The following is a 15,639-nucleotide window of genomic DNA, read 5'->3' as shown; positions in this document are numbered from 1 at the left end:
GCTCATACTGGGGCGACCGCAGACCCCGCACTCCTGGAGAAGTCACGTGATCGTCGTCGGTCTCATGTCGGGCACCTCGATGGACGGCCTGGATGTCGCCGTCGGTGAGTTCGGGTTCGATGGGGAGGTGCTGACGCTGCGGCCGCTCGGGGCCGAGGAGTACCCGTGGCCGCCCGAGACGCGGGAGCGGCTGCTCGGGCTGCTGCCGCCGTCCGCTGTCGGGCTTGCCGAGGTGTGCGAGGTGGACACGCTGGTGGGGCAGGCGTCCGCGGCGGCGGTCGTCAGGGCGATCGAGCGGTTCTCGGGCGGCCGGGCCGACCTCGTGGCCTCGCACGGCCAGACGGTGTTCCACTGGATCACCGACGGCCGCGCCCTCGGCACCCTGCAACTCGGCCAGCCCGCGTGGATCACCGAGGCGACCGGGCTGCCGGTGGTCTCGGACGTACGGGCCCGCGACATCGCGGCGGGCGGCCAGGGCGCGCCGCTCGCCAGCACGCTGGACGCGCTGTGGCTCGCGGACGACACGTCGGCCGGTGCCGGGACCGTACCGACCCGCCGGGCCGCGCTGAACCTCGGCGGCATCGCCAATGTGACGGTGGTCGGCGGCCGGGACGAGCCGGTCGTCGCCTTCGACACCGGCCCGGCCAACTGCCTGCTCGACGCCGCCGCCCACCGCGTCACCGGGGGCCGGGCCGGGAGCGACCTCGACGGCCGCCTCGCGCTGGCCGGGACCGTACGCCCGGACCTGCTGGCCCGGCTGCTGGACGAGCCGTACTACCGGCGGGAGGCGCCGAAGTCCACCGGCCGCGAGCTGTTCAGGGCCGACTACGTCGAGCCGCGGTGCGCGGGGCTGCCGCCGGTGTCGGACGAGGGTCTGATGGCGACGCTGACGGAGCTGACGGCCGTGACCGTCGCGGACGCCTGCCGCCGGTACGGGCTCACCGAGGTCGTCGCCTCCGGGGGCGGGGTGCGCAATCCGGCGCTGATGGCGGCGCTGCGCGAGCGGCTGAGCCCCGCGGTCCTCGTCACCAGTGACGAGCGCGGGCTGCCCGCGGGCGACAAGGAGGCGTATCTGATGGCGCTGCTGGGCTTCCTCACCTGGCACGGGATTCCCGGTGTGGTCCCCGGCGCGACCGGCTCCGCGACCCCGCGGGTACTGGGCCGGATCACTCCGGGCGACGCGCCGCTCCGGCTGCCGGAACCGGCCCCGAGCCCGCGCCGCCTCGCCGTCCTGCCGCCGGTCTGACCAGTACCGCCTGGCGACGGCCGACGGCCCGCGGGGGGACACGCTGGGCGGCATCGCCTTGTGCGTACCGCCGTTGAGGCGTGCGCCGATGAGCGGCCGATCAGGCGCGGTCGTGGAGCGTGATCTGGTAGCCGTCGGGGTCGGCGAAGGTGAACGTCCGGCCAAAGGGGCCGTCAATCGGCGCGGAGACGATGGTGTGACCGTCGGCGACGAGAGCGTCGTGGACGGCCTGGACGTCGGTGGCGTGCAGCCAGATCGCGGCACCGATGCCGGGCTGGGCGACGGACGCGAGATCGGTGCCGGGAACGATGTCGCGCAGTGCGAACGCGATCGGCTTCGTCTCGAAGACGACGGCGTGCGGAGGTCCGGCCTGCGAGCGGACGAGGCCGAGGTACTGCTCGTAGAACGCCTGTGAGGCGCCGAGGTCGCGCGCGGCGCGTTCGTCACACGGCAGTCGATGAACGTGCTGCTCCAGACCCTGGAACGGGACGGCTACGTGACCAGGCCCGCGGCGGCGCCCGTCGGGAAGGTCCTCCCCACGCGGCTCACACCGCGCGGCCGACGGAGCCTGGAGAAGGCGACCGTGGCCGTCCGTTCCGTCGAGGTGAGAATGCTGGCCGGCCTGACCGACACCGAGCAGTCAGGCGCGTTCCGAATCCTGCAAAGCATGATCCATTCCCTGCGCGACACCTAAGCCGACGGCCCATGCGGCGCTGGTTGACGCAACATCGTCTGGGAGACGCGGCTCCCGGCCACGCCTTCCAGCGCCTCGGCTCCCGCGCCGCGTCCGTCAGGCCACCGTCACTTCGAGAGGAAGTCGCGCAGCGCGGTGTTGACCTCGTCGGCGTGGGTCCAGAGCAGGCCGTGCGGTGCTCCTTCGACCTCGACGTAGTCGGCCTCGGGGAGCGCCTTGTGGAATCGGCGGCCAGTGGCGTCGATCGGGAGGATGTTGTCCTTCGTTCCGTGCAGGATCAGCGCGGGCTTGCCGCTCGCACGGACCGCCTCGACATCGGCGCGGAAGTCCTCGATCCATGCCGGGACCGCGGCGTACGCGGCCACCGGAGCGCTGAGGACCGCGACGTTCCAGCTACCGGTCACCGCCTCCTCGCTGATATGGGTGCCGAGGTTCTCGTCGAGGTTGTAGAAGTCCGCGTAGAACTGCTTGAACCAGGCGTACCGGTCCGCCTTCGCGGTCGCCGCGATGCCGTCGAACACTTCCTGCGGCACGCCGTCGGGGTTGTCGTCGCGAGCGACGAGGAACGGCTCCAGCGAGGCGAGGAAGGCGAGCTTCGCGACACGCTCATGACCGTGCCGGCTCACGTAGCGGGCGAGTTCCCCCGTGCCCATCGAGAAACCGACAAGGACGACGTCCCGCAGGTCGAGGGTCTCGAGGACCGTGTTCAGATCGGCGGCGAAGGTGTCGTAGTCGTAACCGGAGTTCACCTTCGAGGACTGGCCGAAGCCTCGGCGGTCGTAGGTGATGACCCGATAACCCTGGGCCAGCAGTTCGCGCGTCTGACGTTCCCAACTGTGCCCGTCCAGCGGGTAGCCGTGGACCAGGACGACCGGCTGCCCGGAACCCTGGTCCTCGTAGTAGAGCTCGACCGGCGTGCTGTTCTCCGTGCCGACGGTGATGTAACCCATGGTCTCTTTCCCTTTCCGGCCGACGAACCGAACGCCGACCCGTGTCTTTGAGCCCGATGGCTCGATTTCTGTGCGAGAACTCCGTTTCACCGGCGGCGAGTCGGATGATTCCCCGCTCCGCCGCCGACCGCTTCCCGTGCCGGGCCGCCCCTCGGCGGACGCACGGCCTGGTCCACGGTGTCCACGACGGTGACGCGGCCACCGTCGCCGGGATCGGGATCGGACATGATCGATTCCGGGTCGGCGAGATACACCTCGTGACCACTCAGCGTCAGCCGACGCACGACCTCCAGCAGCACGCGCCGCGCCGCGTCGTCCATCGAATGGACCCCCGTCAGGTCCAAGGCCACCCTTACGGCCGAAGGCGGAACGGCCATGGCTTCTGAACGACCCTCTCGGCCGCGGCGAAGCCGATGCGGCCTTGCAGTCGCAGGAACCGGAGCGCGTTCGGTCCGCTGCCCACGTCATGGTGGGACCGCACCACCGCACGCGCGGCGGCGGGGACCTCCATCACACGCAGGCCCATGCCCCCGGAGAGTCGTTCGAACAGGGACACCCCGCGAACGCTGTTCCCGTGACGATCCAGGCGTGGTGAGAACGTGGCCATGCCGATCTGTCCGGGGAGCGCGCCGATCAGGCCCCCTGCCATCCCGCTCTTCGCCGGAATGCCGACCCCGCGTGGTGACGAGTACGGAACACTGCCGGATGCAACCGTCCACGACGGCCTCGGGGTCCTCGGTGAGGCCACGCGCTCCGCCAGAAGCAGGTTCACCGCGCCGGCGAGTGCGTGCACGGTGATCGCACCAACGTTGATCATGGGATTGAGAGGGCGCAGTGCCTCTGCCCGATAGTCGGGAATGATCGGCCGCATTCGTCCTCCATGCGCAATCGGCGTCGGGCACCGCCGCACGACGGTTTGTCTGACTGTCCTTCCGCGCGGAAGGCGACGAGGTGACCGCGGTTTTCGGGTCCGGTCGAGGCGCCGCTGTTCTTCTGCGACGAGTGCTCAAGCAGCCGTGCCGGACTCGGGGGCGGCGGTGAGCGCGCGAAGCTGGTCGATGTCGACGTTGGCTCCGAAGGCGGGGGTTCCCGGCTCGAGCCGGACGCCCGCCGCAAGGCCGCCGATGGCGAGGGGGTCGAATCCGAGTGCGGTGATCAGGTCAGCGACGACGGCGAGATCCTCGGGCGAGTCCCCGGCGATCGCGATGGCCTTGCGTCCGACGGAGCCGACCGGACGGGCCCCGTCCTCGAGATCGTGGTAGCCCATGTGGTTGAGGGCTTTCACGACACGTGCGCCCGTCAGGAACCGCTGAACGGCCTCGCTCGACGACGTGTCGGGCGGGAGGATCTCGTCGCGGGGACCGTCGACCTCCCACCAGTGGTTCATCGCGTCGACGACCAGCTTGCCCTTCAGCTCCGTGACCGGGAGGTCACGGTGTTTGCCGAGCGGGAGGGCCAGGACCACCACGTCGGCGGCATCGGCGGCCCGGGCCGGCCATACGGCGGTCGCTCCGGGCGTGAGGACCCTGGCGGTGAGCGCGACCTTGGAGGGGTCGCCGGACCCGGAGATCAGGACTCGATAGCCGGCGGCGACCGCCAGGCGTGCCAGGACAGTGCCGACCTTCCCGGCTCCCAGGATTCCGACCGTGGTGACAGGGTCAGTCATCGCGTGGCTCCCGCCGAGGCCGCGGGCCGCTCGGACAGAAGTTCACGGACCCGAGGGATGACCTGGGTGCCGTACAGCTCGACCGAACGCAGGCGCGCGGAGGCCGAAACGGTGCCGGCGGCGGAGTAGATCATGTCGAACCGGCCCGCGTCCAGGACTCGTACGGCATGGGCGATCCTCGCCGCGACCGTCTCGGCCGAGCCGACGTACAGCGACCCGCGGTCCACCTCCGCGTCGAATTCCTCCCGGCGAAGCGGCGGCCAGCCGCGCTGCCTCCCGATGCGGTCGCGGATCTCCCTGTACCCGGGGTAGAAGAGCTCCTTGGCCTCTTCGTCGGTGGAGGCGACGAAGCCGGGCGAATGGGTCCCGATCGGCTGGGCCGTTGTGCCGAACTCGTCGCTGGCACGCCGGTAGAGATCCACGTAGGAAGCGAACCGGTCGGGAGCGCCGCCGATGATGGCGAGCATGAGCCGGAAGCCGTATCGCGCGGTGCGGAGCACGGACTGCGGTGTCCCGCCCACCCCTACCCAGGTGTTGAGACGTCCCGACTCCGTCTTCGGGTACACGTCGGCATCGCGCAGGGCGGCACGCGTGGTGCCGTCCCAGGTGACGGGCTTCTCGTCCAGGAGTCGATGGAAAAGGTCGATCTTCTCCTCGAACAGCACGTCGTAGTCCTTGAGGTCGTACCCGAACAGCGGGAACGACTCGGTGAAGGAACCGCGCCCGAGGATCACCTCGGCGCGGCCGTTGGAGAGCGCGTCGACCGTGGCGAACCGCTGGAACACCCGCACCGGGTCGTCCGAGGACAGCACGGTCACGCCCGAGGCGAGCCGGATGCGCCTCGTGGCCGTCGCGATGCCCGCCAGCACCGTCTCGGGACTGGAGATCGCGTACTCGGGTCGGTGGTGCTCGCCCAACGCGACGACGTCGATACCGACCTGGTCGGCGAGGACCGCTTCGGTCACCGCGGCGCGGATGGCCTGGGCGTGCGAGACGATGACGCCCTGGTCGTCCCGGGGCCGGTCCCCGAAGCTGTCGATGCCGAACTCGATTTGCGAAACGTCCATCGTGCTCACTCGCTCAACGCTTTCGTCGGGTCGGGGCATGGCGATGCGTGGTTCGTGACCGCCGGGCGGGACATCCGTCCCGGGCGACCTGTGCGCGGATTCCCCGCCGGTCAGGTGCAGCGACCGCATCGCCGTCGCTTTAGTTGACATGTAAACCATGTCACTCTCATGGTTGAGATGTCAACTAGATTCCGGTGCGACACCCTCGCCAGCAGTGGATGGAGGGGAGGCCGGGCACAGACCTCCGGCCCCTGACGAGGATTCCCCGCCTGACGCGGGCCCGCATGGCCGTGCCTCCCACCGGCGGGGGCCGCTGCGGCCCCGCCGGAAGGTACTCGCTCTCACCCTCACCGTCGTCGCGATCGCGGCGACCGCGCTCGCGGCCGCTTCCGCGGCGACGACGGACACGCCCAAGGACACCGCGGCACCCCTGAAGTGGGAACCGTGCCCGAAAGAAGCCGCCGCGCCGCGGTTGGAGTGCGGAACCCTGCACGTCCCCCTGGACTACAGCCGGCCCGACGGTCGCCAGATCGAGATCGCGGTTTCCAGACTGGCCAGTGATCAGCCGTCCAGGCGCCGGGGTGTGCTGTTCACCAATCCGGGAGGCCCGGGCGCGGCCGGGCTCGTCTATCCCGCCAGCGCGTGGATACTGCCGCACATCACCACCGCCAACAACGCCGCAAGGGGTGCGCGCTGAGAACAGGGCCGTGTTGTGCGGCTGCGGTCAGAGCCGCCTCCAGCCGTACTGCGACCACGCGGGGCCCTGCGGTCAGTGACACGACCGGCGCCCCGGCCCGCGCAGTGGGGACACCGCTCGGCTGAGTTCTCGTCATCAGCGCCGCGAACGACTCCGCCCGCCTCACGCGCCAGAGGTCGGCCGGATGCTTCCGTCAGCCTCTGTGCGACCGACTTCGACCACCGCCTTGCCGTGGAGGGTGCGCGTGAGGAGCCGGTCGATCGCTTCGTCGACGCGGTGCCAGGAGCCGCGCCACGCCACTGACGGAGTCAGGTCCCCCATGGCGACCCGCTCGCTCAACCAGCTGAGGTCGGGAGGCAGCGGAGCGCCGTCGAGCTGGTGGAAGGTGACGATGCTGCGGTTGTGACGCGCCGGGCCGGCGATGAGGGCACCCGGCGGGAACGACTCCGGCTCGGGAGCGACGTGCCCCAGGGCGACGAGCACCCCGTCCCGCTCCAGAAGGTCGAACGCCTCCACGAGGAGCGCGCCACCGACACACTCGACGACTCCGTACACGGATCCGGCGTACTCACTGGGGCGAGAGACCACCTCGGCGGCACCGAGAGAGCGCAGCTCGTCGGCGTACGGCGCGGCCGAGCCGGTGACGGCGACGACCGTGGCCCCGCCCATGCGCGCGAGTTGCACCGCGTAGCGTCCGACTCCCCCGGTGGCGCCCGTGACCATGACGGTTCGGCCGAGGATGGGGCCGATGCGCCGTAGCGCGCGCAGAGCACTGTTGGCGGCGACCGGGATGGTGCTCACTCCGCCGAGATCCGCGTCCCGGGGAACCACACCGGTCATCGCGGTGTCCGCGACCCTGTACTCGGCCCAGCCGTTCGCCTCGTCGAGTGTGATGACAGGCGTACCCACCGGGGGCCCGGAGCCGTCGCGTGCGGCTTCGACGACATGTCCGGCCGCTTCCCACCCCGGAATGGCACCGTCGGGCAGTTCGCGCGCGGTCACGATCTCCCCGTGGTTGAGCGAGAACGCGTCTACCTTCACCAGGACCTGGGAAGGGCCGGGCCGAGGTGGTTCGGCCTCGCCCACCCGGAGCGCCGTACCGCGTGTGTGGTCGACCATCAGTGCCCTCACGGAAGCCCTCCTCAATGTGCCCCTGAGAGGCACATGCTACCAAGTGGCACATCGAGGGTTTCACGGTAGGCTGCACGCGTGGATGGCGCCAGACCGGTCGGAGGGCAGGGCGGAGCCCGGCCGGAGACACTCAGGGAGCGCAAGAAGGCGCAGACCCGCCGGGACCTGGTGGTCCATGCGCTGGAGTCTTTCACCCTTCACGGCGCGGATGCTGTCACGCTCGACGACTTGTGCCTTCAGGTGGGCGTCTCGAAGCGCACGTTCTTCCGGTACTTCACCAGCAAGGAAGACGCGGCGATGACGCCGTTGCAGGATCTGTGGCGCGAGTTCCTGCGGCGGCTGGATTCGGAGCCGCAGTCCCGCGACGCCGACGCGACAGTCCTCTCCGTCCTGCGCGACACCCTGGTCGCCTCCATCCGCGAATGTGCGGCTCGGGACGCGAACTGGACCCGGCTCACGCTCCTTGCGCTCGGGCTCGACGCCGTCCACCCGTCGTTCACCGCGCACAATCTCCGATTCTGCGACGAGGCCGTTCTGGCGGCGCTGAGCACCCTGGCACCGGTCCTGGGCATCTCGGATGCGGACGATCCCAGGCCCAGGCTCCTGCTCGACCTCTTCCTCGTCGCCTCGCGTGACGCCCAACGAGTCTGGATGCGGCGCCCGGAGGACGGCGACAGCGCGGAGAGTCTCGTCCTTCTCCTCAACCGCACCGTCGCCGCGCTCCCGGCGAGTCTCGAACTCAAGGCGCCTCAAGACTGATCGCTCACGCGTTCACGCCGACCCTTCCCACCGCCCGGCCCGTGGCTCGGCTCGCACCAGGAACGCGCACCGCTCCGGCGCACCCGTGCTGGCACTCGCCTCACCCATCCCGTCCCGTCAGATCGGCACCGGTTTCTTCCAGGAGAAGCACCTGGAACGGCTGTTCGTCGAGTGCGGCGAATACCGCGAGATGATCAGCACCTCCGAGCAGATGCAGGGGTACTGCGGAGGCGGGCGCTCTCGCACGACGGACCGTTCCTGGTCGACCTGGTGACCGACCCCGACGCGCTGTCGATCCGCCGCACGTCTCGGCCGCTTCGGCCTTGGGGGCCGACATCGCACGCCCGGTGGCGCTTCCGTACGGGCTCGTCGGCTGAGACGCCGAAGGCGACCTCGGGATCGTCCCGTCCACGTCAGATCTGGTTGGTGCCGCCGTCGACGTAGATGTTCGCGCCGACGACGTAGCTGCTCTGCTCCGAGGCGAGGAAGGCCACGACCGCGGCGGCTTCCTCGGGCTGGCCCATGCGGCCCTTGGCCACGGTCGCGGCGACGTTCTCCTTGACGGCCCGGGCGGTCTCCTCGTCGCCGAAGGCGGCGGTGCCCCCGGGCGTCTCGATCCATGCCGGCGAGACCACGTTGACCCGGATGCCGCGGGTCTTGAGCTCGTTGGACCACGTCCGCGCGAAGGACCGGACGGCCGCCTTCGACGCCGCGTAGGCGCCGAACGCTTCCACGCCGCGGTCGCCGGCCGTCGAGCCGACCAGGACGACCGACGCTCCGTCGTTGAGCAGCGGCAACGCCTTCTGCACGGTGAACAGCGTGCCTCGGACATTGACCCCGAAGGTCTGGTTGAAGTGCTCCTCGGTGGTCTGTTCCAGTGTCACGAACGCGCCGATCGCCGCGTTCGCCACGAGCACGTCCAGACCGTTGCCTCGCGCCCGGACGGCGGCGTAGAGCCGGTCCAGGTCCTCCGGCTTCGCGATGTCGCCGACGACGGCGGTGGCCCGGTCCGCTCCGATGGTCTTGACGGCGGCCTCCAGTTCGGACGCGCGGCGGCCGGTGACGAAGACGTACGCGCCCTCGTCCGCCAGCCGTACCGCGGTGGCCAGACCGATACCCGTGCTGCCCCCGGTGACCACCGCCGTCTTGCCTTCCAGTTGTCCCATGTGGATGTCTCCCTCACCGTCCCGGTGCCCATCTGTACGACATCGATGCTGCGGGAGCAGTGGAGTACGATCAATCACGGATAGTCCTCCATTGTTTACGTATCGTCCAGGAGATGTCGTCGATGCTCGGGTTCGGCGATCCGGTGGCCGACGCGATCAGCCTGCTCCGGCCCCGCACGGTGATCGGGCCCAATCTCCGGGCCTCGGGAAAGTGGGCTCTGCGCTTCGACACGTTTCCTCACGTGCGGGTCGGGGGCCTCGTACGCGGCACGTGCTGGTTGATCCTCGAAGGGCACGAGCCGGTGCTCCTGCGGGAGGGTGACACCTTCATGCTGGGCAACCCGCCGCCTTACGTGCTGGCCAGCACGCTCGACGCAAGCCCGCGCCCCGCGGAGCCGGTGTGGGCGGGCGCCGACGACGGATTCGTGCGGATCGGCCCGGAGGCCGAGGAGGACCTCTACCTCTGCGTCGGGCACATCGCGTTCGACGACAGGAACGCGGCACTCCTGACCGATCTTCTGCCGCCGCTCGTGATCGTCCGCGCCGGCGATCCTCACGGCGGGCGGCTCGCCCGGCTGATCGATCTCCTCGCCACCGAGGTCGGGATCACCGCCGCCGGTGGCCCGCTGGTGCAGAACCACCTCGCGCAGATCCTGCTCGTGCACATGCTCCGCGCCCACGCCGGTCAGACCGACCGGCCCACCGGCTGGCTGGGCGCCCTGAACGAGGACGGCATCGGTGCCGCCCTGCGCGCCGTGCACGCGGACGTGGCCCACTCCTGGACCCTCAAGGAGCTCGCCGAGATCAGCCACATGTCACGTTCCGCGTTCGCCCATGCCTTCAAGAGCCACGTCGGTGTCCCGCCGCTGGAGTACCTGATCCAATGGCGCATCAGCCTCGCCCGCGACGCCCTCGCCCGCGACACTCTGTCGATCTCCGAGCTGGCGCGCGCCACGGGTTACCGGTCCGAGAGCGCGTTCAGCACCGCGTTCCGCCGCGTCGTCGGCTCATCGCCCGCACAGTTCCGGAACCAGGAACGGCGGTCATCACGCTCGGCCGCGAACGGAAACTGAAGGAGCCGTCCCACGCTCAGCCGACACCGCCCGCACTCGCGACTCATACGGCGGATCCGCGGGCCTGACGTGGGGACATCGGGTCGCGTCCTGCTTGCCACGGGAGCAGGTGAGATGTCAACAACATCGATAGACTGTGCGCATGGACGTGACGCCACGCTGGCTCGAGCCGGAAGAGAAGGCCGCCTGGGACAGCTTCATCCGCATGCAGGAGACCCTCATCGGACGGCTGTCCCGCCACGTCCAGACCGACTCCGGAATGTCCGCGTCCGACTACATCGTGCTCTCCAGCCTCACCGAAAGGGGCGGGGGGCGCATGCGGTTCCTGGATCTGGCCAAATCCGTGGAGTGGGAGAAGAGCCGGATGTCCCACCAGGTCTCGCGGATGACGAAACGCGGGCTCACCGTCAGGGAGGAATGCCCCGACGACGGCCGTGGAGCATTCGTCGTCGCGACTCCCGCCGGCTACAAGGCGATCGAAGACGCCGCGCCGATGCACGTGGAGCGCGTACGGCGCCTGTTCGTCGACGCCCTGACCCCGAGTCAGCTCAGCACGCTCGCTCTGATCTCCAAGAGAATCCTGGACCACATCGAGAAGCAGTCGGACTGACCGGGCGTCACCGTCAGCTCACGTCCTGCCCGGCCGCCATGGCCTCGTCAGGTGCTTCGAAGGGTGCTCGGATGGCCGCGGAGCCGGGCCCGGAGCGCTGGGCTGAGGGCAGTACCGCGCACGGAGGGCGTCGGCGCAGAAGGCGGCAGGGCGGTGGCGGCGGGCGAGTCGAGCGGTGTGGCGGGGTCAGTGGTCCTCGGCTGACGCGCGTCGGCCGGGGTGGGGGTGGGAGCGGCGCTGGTGCACCACGCCGTAGGTCTGCGCGAGCGCGGCGGTCGCGCGGTCGTACGACCGCTGGGCGATGCCGACGAACAGGCAGTCGACCACGGCCAGTTGGGCGATCCGGCTGGCGGTCGAGCCGGACCGCAGGGGCATCTCGCGGACCGCGGTGGTGAGCACCAGGTCGGCGGACCGGGTGAGCAGCGAGCCCGCGAAGTTGGTGAGGGCGATGGTGGTCGCGCCGCGCTCGGCGGCGGCCTCCAGGGGGTCGACGGTGTCCACGGTGGCGCCGGAGTGGGAGATGCCGACCGCCACGTCGTTCTTGCCGAGCAGGGCGGCGGCGGTCAGGGCCGCGTGCGCGTCCGTCCAGATGAACGCCATGAGGCCGATGCGGTGCAGTTTCTGGTGCAGGTCCTGGCCGACGAAGCCGCTCGCCCCGATGCCGAAGATGTCGATCCTGCGGGCCTGGGATATCGCCCGTACGGCCAGTTCCAGGGTGTCGAGGTCGAGGTTGGCGCCGGTCTCCTCCAGCGCCCGCGCCTCGTTGTACACGATTTTGTCCACGACCTGGGCGAGGGTGTCCGCCTCGCTGATGTCGCCGCTGGCCCGTAGCCGGTCCGCGCTCTGCGCGTCCTCGCGCGCCGCCGCTCCGGCCAGCGCCACGCGCAGGTGCGGGTAATTGCGCAGCCCGATCGTCCGGCAAAAGCGCATCACCGTCGTCACCGAGGTCTCCGCCTGCCCGGCCAGCGCCGTGCTGGACAGCCGCGCCGCCCCGGCCGGATCGCTCAGGATCGCCGCCGCGACCCGCTTCTCCGCGGGCTGGAGGGAGGGGACGGCGCCGCGGATCCTGACCAGTACGTCACCGGCGCGCGTGTCGTCGGGGGCCCGGTGCGCCGTGACGCCGGAGACGGGAGGGGCCGCCGCGGTCGGAGGGACCGCGGCGGACGCGTCCTGCGCGGTGGGCACGGGCAACAGTGCGCGCTTGGCCATGGCTTCCTCCAGATGACGTCAGCGACAGCGTAGCCCGGAGATGATGTTAAAAACGAACACTATGACCGCCGCTCGCGGTAGTTATTGACGCGTCAGGCCGTCATCTCCATACTTGCCGAATCACCGCAGCCCAAGGGCGGTCCGCAGCCGGACCGTCCGGCCATGCCGTACGCCCGGCGGGCGGGGCTGCGCGTACGGGGGACGGCGCCGCCGGGGTCCCCGTCCGACACCTCTGGCACCGCACCGCGAAGGAGACACAGCTCGATGAGATCTATGTGCAAGGCAGGCATTGCCGGGCTCACCGCGGCCGTCTTCCTGCTCACCGCGTGCGGGAACGACGGCTCGTCCTCCTCTTCCCCCTCCTCGGCCGACGGCAAGTCGCTGACCTGGTGGGTCATGAAGGGCACCAACCCGGACGCGACGGCCTTCTACGCCGCGGCGAAGAAGGAGTTCGCCGCCGAGACCGGCGCCACCTTGAAGATCCAGGAAGTGCAGTGGGCCGACGCCCACGACAAGCTGGTCCGCGCCTTCGCGGGCGGCGGCGGTCCCGACGTCTCGGAGATCGGCACCACCTGGACCCCGGAGTTCGCCGCCGCGGGCGGGCTCACCGACCTCACCCAGCAGATCGACTCCGCGGGCATCTCCAAGGACCTGATCCCCGCCCTGAAGGACTCTGCGACCTACGACGGCAAGCAGTACGGCGTCGGCTGGTACGCCGGTGTGCGGGCGATCGTCTACCGCAAGGACGTCTTCACCGAGCTGGGCCTGAAGACCCCGGCCACCTGGGCCGAGCTCGAGCAGACCGTGAAGACGCTCAAGCAGAAGAAGCCCGACATGATGCCCATGCCGATCGCCGGCGCCAGCTCGTACGCCTCGGCGCCCTTCATCTGGGGTGCGGGCGGTGACTTCGCCAAGGACAGCGGCGGCAAGTGGACCGGCACCCTCGACTCGCCGCAGGCCCGGGCGGGCCTGGAGTTCTACACCAACCTCGCGCTCAAGGACGACTCCTCCAGCGTCGGCGCCTCGACCTGGAAGGAGACCGACCTGCTCGACTCCTTCGTCAAGGGCAAGGCCGCCATGGTGATCCAGGGCAACTGGACCCCGAAGACCGCGGTCGCCACCGACCCCACCCTCAAGGACAAGATCGGCGCCTTCCCGATCCCGGGCAAGGACGGCGGCATCGCGCCCGCGTTCCTCGGCGGCTCCAACCTCGCGGTCCTCAAGACCAGCAAGAACCCCGATCTGGCCTGGAAGTTCATCAAGATGATGACCACCGGCGGCCTGAGCAAGCAGTGGGCGGACCAGGCGGGTTACTTCCCCAGCACCACCACGCAGCTCAAGCAGTACGCCAACAGCCCCGACCCGCTGGTGGCGCCGTTCGCCAAGACGATGCTCGAAGCGGGCAAGAACGTGCCGAGCGCGCCGCAGTGGGGCGCCGTCGAGGGCGACCAGACCGTGACGCAGATGCTCCAGTCGATCCTTACCGGCACCTCGGTGCAGAAGGCCACCACGACAGCCTCTGACTCCATCACCAAGACGCTCCAGGGGAGCTGACGTGGAGGACGTCACCGTGACCGACGGCGTGCGCACCGTCCCCGCACTCGCGGAGGACGCGTGCCGTCCGGTCCGGCGCACGCCGCCGCTCGTGGCCCGGCTGCGGCCGTGGCTGCTGCTCGCCGCGCCGCTGGCCGTGATCGCGGCGCTGCTGCTCTACCCGATCGTGCGCGTCACCTATCTGTCGTTCCAGCGCTACGGCCTGAAGGAGATCATCTCCGGCCACCCGACGTACATCGGTGTGGACAACTACCGCGAGGCGCTGGCGGGCTCGTATCTGTGGCACACCGTGCTGCCGAACACCGTACTCTTCGCGCTGGTCGCCGTCGCAGGCACCATCGTCTTCGGGACGCTGGTGGCGCTGCTGCTCCAGACCCTGGGTCCCAAGTCGCGTGCCGCCGTCATCGCCTCCGCGCTCATCGCGTGGGCGCTGCCTGCGGTCACCGGCACCTATGTCTGGGTGTGGATCTTCGATCCGGACTCGGGCCTGGCCCGGCGGGTCTTCCAGAGTGTCGGGCTGCTCGGTCCCGACGGGTACAACTGGTTCACCGACCGGCTGTCGTTCTACTCGATCGCCGAGCTGAACGTGATCCACCACAGCTACCCGTTCGTCGCCATCACCGTCTTCGCCGGGCTGACCACGGTGCCGCAGGAACTGCACGAGGCGGCCCGGCTGGACGGCGCGAGCGCCTGGCAGCGGTTCTGGCACGTCACGGTGCCGGTGATGCGGCCGGTGTTCGCCGTGGTCACCGTGCTCTCGACGATCTGGGACTTCAAGGTCTTCACCCAGATCTACCTGATGCCGGGCGGCGCGGGCTCCAACCCGGACGTGCTCAACCTCGGTGTGTGGTCCTACATGAAGGCGATCAACCAGAACCAGTACGGGCTGGGCGCGGCCATCGCCGTCCTGCTCACCGTCGTACTGCTGGCGATCACCGCGGTGTACCTGCGGGTGCTGTTCAAAGAGGATGAGATCCGATGACTGCCAGATCCTCCAACTGGGTCAGGACCGGCAAGTTCGCGGCCACGGCGCTGGTCCTGCTGTTCACGCTGTTCCCGGTGTACTTCATGCTCTCCACGGCCCTGAACGGGCGGGCGAGTTCGGGCACGGACAGCCTGTTCCCCACGCACTTCACGATGGGGCATTTCTCGAAGGTGATGTCCTCGGGGGCCTCGGGCGGCTTCGGCCGCTACATGGTCAACTCGGCGATCGTCACCGTGATCGTGGTGGTCGCCTCGGGTGTGCTCGCGCTGCTCGGCGCGGTCGCCATGGCGCGCTTCCGGTTCCGGCTGCGCACCACCGTGCTGGTGCTGATCCTCGTGGTGCAGATGCTGCCCGCCGAGGCGCTGGTCATCCCGCTGTTCCTTCAGATGAAGGACTTGCGGATGCTCAACTCGCTGCTGGGCCTGGCGGTTGTCTACACGGCCTTCGCGCTGCCGTTCGCGATCTGGAATCTGCGGGGCTTCGTGGCCGCGGTGCCGGTCGAGTTGGAGGAGGCCGCCTACCTGGACGGCTGCTCCTGGTGGCGGATGTTCCGCTCGATCCTGCTGCCGCTGGTCGTGCCGGGACTCATCGCCACCAGCGCGTTCTCCTTCGTCCTGGCCTGGGAGGAGTTCACCTTCGCGCTGACCTTCCTGTCCGACCAGAACAGGATGACCGTCGGCGTCGGCCTCGCGGAGTTCCTCGGCCAGAACACCAACGACTGGGGCGGCCTGATGGCGGCCTCCACGCTGGTGACGATTCCGGTCGTGATCGTCTTCGTGCTGGCCCAACGACGGCTGACCATGGGCCTGGTGGCCGGCGCCGTGAAGTGAGG

17 protein-coding genes and 1 pseudogene are annotated in these 15,639 nt (G+C 69.8%); 9 read left to right on the top strand and 9 right to left on the bottom strand.

The genetic code is table 11. The annotated features are described in order from the left end of the window. Positions 1 to 46: 46 nt before the first annotated feature. The gene (locus ACIO6U_RS19480) at positions 47 to 1,246 is read left to right on the top strand and encodes an anhydro-N-acetylmuramic acid kinase (RefSeq protein ID WP_401720622.1); all 1,200 of its coding nucleotides are present in this window, start codon (positions 47 to 49) and stop codon (positions 1,244 to 1,246) included. A gap of 100 nt (positions 1,247 to 1,346) precedes the next feature. On the opposite strand, the gene ACIO6U_RS19475 is transcribed toward ACIO6U_RS19480, so the two are convergent. Further along, complete coding sequence (locus ACIO6U_RS19475; protein ID WP_401720934.1) at positions 1,347 to 1,700, bottom strand: VOC family protein; 354 nt, start codon at positions 1,698 to 1,700, stop codon at positions 1,347 to 1,349. On the opposite strand from ACIO6U_RS19475, the pseudogene ACIO6U_RS19470 reads away from it, so the two are divergent. Beyond that, positions 1,665 to 1,940, top strand: a pseudogene (locus tag ACIO6U_RS19470) (MarR family winged helix-turn-helix transcriptional regulator); the annotation flags it as partial. The gene ACIO6U_RS19475 and the pseudogene ACIO6U_RS19470 sit on opposite strands and share 36 nt — an antisense overlap. A gap of 107 nt (positions 1,941 to 2,047) precedes the next feature. On the opposite strand, the gene ACIO6U_RS19465 reads toward ACIO6U_RS19470, so the two are convergent. The 6 genes from ACIO6U_RS19465 to ACIO6U_RS19440 all read right to left on the bottom strand — a co-directional run bounded on the left by ACIO6U_RS19465 (position 2,048) and on the right by ACIO6U_RS19440 (position 7,406). Beyond that, entirely contained in the window at positions 2,048 to 2,890 is an 843-nt protein-coding gene (locus ACIO6U_RS19465; protein ID WP_401720619.1) for an alpha/beta fold hydrolase, read from the bottom strand. Between the two features lie 86 nt (positions 2,891 to 2,976). After that, positions 2,977 to 3,210, bottom strand: coding sequence for a hypothetical protein (locus tag ACIO6U_RS19460; protein ID WP_401720617.1), 234 nt, complete (start codon positions 3,208 to 3,210; stop codon positions 2,977 to 2,979). A 32-nt stretch (positions 3,211 to 3,242) separates the two neighbouring features. Continuing rightward, entirely contained in the window at positions 3,243 to 3,761 is a 519-nt protein-coding gene (locus ACIO6U_RS19455) for a glutaminase (RefSeq protein ID WP_401720615.1), read from the bottom strand. A 135-nt stretch (positions 3,762 to 3,896) separates the two neighbouring features. After that, positions 3,897 to 4,556: an NADPH-dependent F420 reductase gene (locus tag ACIO6U_RS19450; protein ID WP_401720612.1), complete on the bottom strand. Its 660-nt coding sequence runs from the start codon at positions 4,554 to 4,556 to the stop codon at positions 3,897 to 3,899. Beyond that, positions 4,553 to 5,623: an LLM class flavin-dependent oxidoreductase gene (locus ACIO6U_RS19445; RefSeq protein ID WP_401720610.1), complete on the bottom strand. Its 1,071-nt coding sequence runs from the start codon at positions 5,621 to 5,623 to the stop codon at positions 4,553 to 4,555. The genes ACIO6U_RS19450 and ACIO6U_RS19445 overlap by 4 nt, the downstream gene beginning before the upstream one ends. An 859-nt stretch (positions 5,624 to 6,482) precedes the next feature. Then, complete coding sequence (locus ACIO6U_RS19440; RefSeq protein WP_401720607.1) at positions 6,483 to 7,406, bottom strand: zinc-binding dehydrogenase; 924 nt, start codon at positions 7,404 to 7,406, stop codon at positions 6,483 to 6,485. Positions 7,407 to 7,529: 123 nt separating this feature from the next. On the opposite strand from ACIO6U_RS19440, the gene ACIO6U_RS19435 reads away from it, so the two are divergent. Next, complete coding sequence (locus ACIO6U_RS19435; protein WP_401720604.1) at positions 7,530 to 8,210, top strand: TetR/AcrR family transcriptional regulator; 681 nt, start codon at positions 7,530 to 7,532, stop codon at positions 8,208 to 8,210. An 85-nt stretch (positions 8,211 to 8,295) separates the two neighbouring features. Beyond that, the gene (locus ACIO6U_RS19430; RefSeq protein ID WP_401720953.1) at positions 8,296 to 8,484 is read left to right on the top strand and encodes a hypothetical protein; all 189 of its coding nucleotides are present in this window, start codon (positions 8,296 to 8,298) and stop codon (positions 8,482 to 8,484) included. Between the two features lie 139 nt (positions 8,485 to 8,623). Here the strand turns inward: ACIO6U_RS19430 and ACIO6U_RS19425 are convergent, their stop codons facing one another. Continuing rightward, positions 8,624 to 9,376: an SDR family NAD(P)-dependent oxidoreductase gene (locus tag ACIO6U_RS19425; RefSeq protein ID WP_401720601.1), complete on the bottom strand. Its 753-nt coding sequence runs from the start codon at positions 9,374 to 9,376 to the stop codon at positions 8,624 to 8,626. A gap of 59 nt (positions 9,377 to 9,435) precedes the next feature. Here ACIO6U_RS19425 and ACIO6U_RS19420 point away from each other — a divergent pair, with 59 nt between their 5' ends. Next, the gene (locus ACIO6U_RS19420; protein ID WP_401720599.1) at positions 9,436 to 10,449 is read left to right on the top strand and encodes an AraC family transcriptional regulator; all 1,014 of its coding nucleotides are present in this window, start codon (positions 9,436 to 9,438) and stop codon (positions 10,447 to 10,449) included. Positions 10,450 to 10,591: 142 nt separating this feature from the next. Beyond that, a complete protein-coding gene (locus ACIO6U_RS19415; protein ID WP_401720596.1) occupies positions 10,592 to 11,059 on the top strand; it encodes a MarR family winged helix-turn-helix transcriptional regulator in 468 nt (155 codons plus the stop codon). Positions 11,060 to 11,245: 186 nt separating this feature from the next. Here ACIO6U_RS19415 and ACIO6U_RS19410 read toward each other — a convergent pair whose 3' ends face one another. Further along, complete coding sequence (locus ACIO6U_RS19410) at positions 11,246 to 12,268, bottom strand: MurR/RpiR family transcriptional regulator (RefSeq protein WP_401720593.1); 1,023 nt, start codon at positions 12,266 to 12,268, stop codon at positions 11,246 to 11,248. 264 nt (positions 12,269 to 12,532) lie between these two features. Between ACIO6U_RS19410 and ACIO6U_RS19405 the strand changes: the two genes are divergently transcribed. From ACIO6U_RS19405 to ACIO6U_RS19395, 3 genes are read left to right on the top strand one after another with little or no spacing between them, the layout of a single operon-like run. Continuing rightward, on the top strand, positions 12,533 to 13,822 hold the full coding sequence (locus tag ACIO6U_RS19405; RefSeq protein ID WP_355347582.1) for a sugar ABC transporter substrate-binding protein: 1,290 nt from the start codon (positions 12,533 to 12,535) through the stop codon (positions 13,820 to 13,822). 1 nt (position 13,823) lies between these two features. Next, a complete protein-coding gene (locus ACIO6U_RS19400) occupies positions 13,824 to 14,804 on the top strand; it encodes a carbohydrate ABC transporter permease (RefSeq protein ID WP_401720589.1) in 981 nt (326 codons plus the stop codon). Further along, complete coding sequence (locus ACIO6U_RS19395) at positions 14,801 to 15,637, top strand: carbohydrate ABC transporter permease (RefSeq protein WP_355347589.1); 837 nt, start codon at positions 14,801 to 14,803, stop codon at positions 15,635 to 15,637. The genes ACIO6U_RS19400 and ACIO6U_RS19395 overlap by 4 nt, the downstream gene beginning before the upstream one ends. The last annotated feature ends 2 nt before the right edge of the window (positions 15,638 to 15,639 follow it).

The organism is Streptomyces sp. NPDC087422, assembly GCF_044744145.1.
In the GTDB taxonomy this organism is placed as follows: Bacteria; Actinomycetota; Actinomycetes; order Streptomycetales; family Streptomycetaceae; genus Actinacidiphila.
Note: the sequence above shows the minus strand (reverse complement) of the source record. Positions and strands in the feature narration are given on the sequence as shown.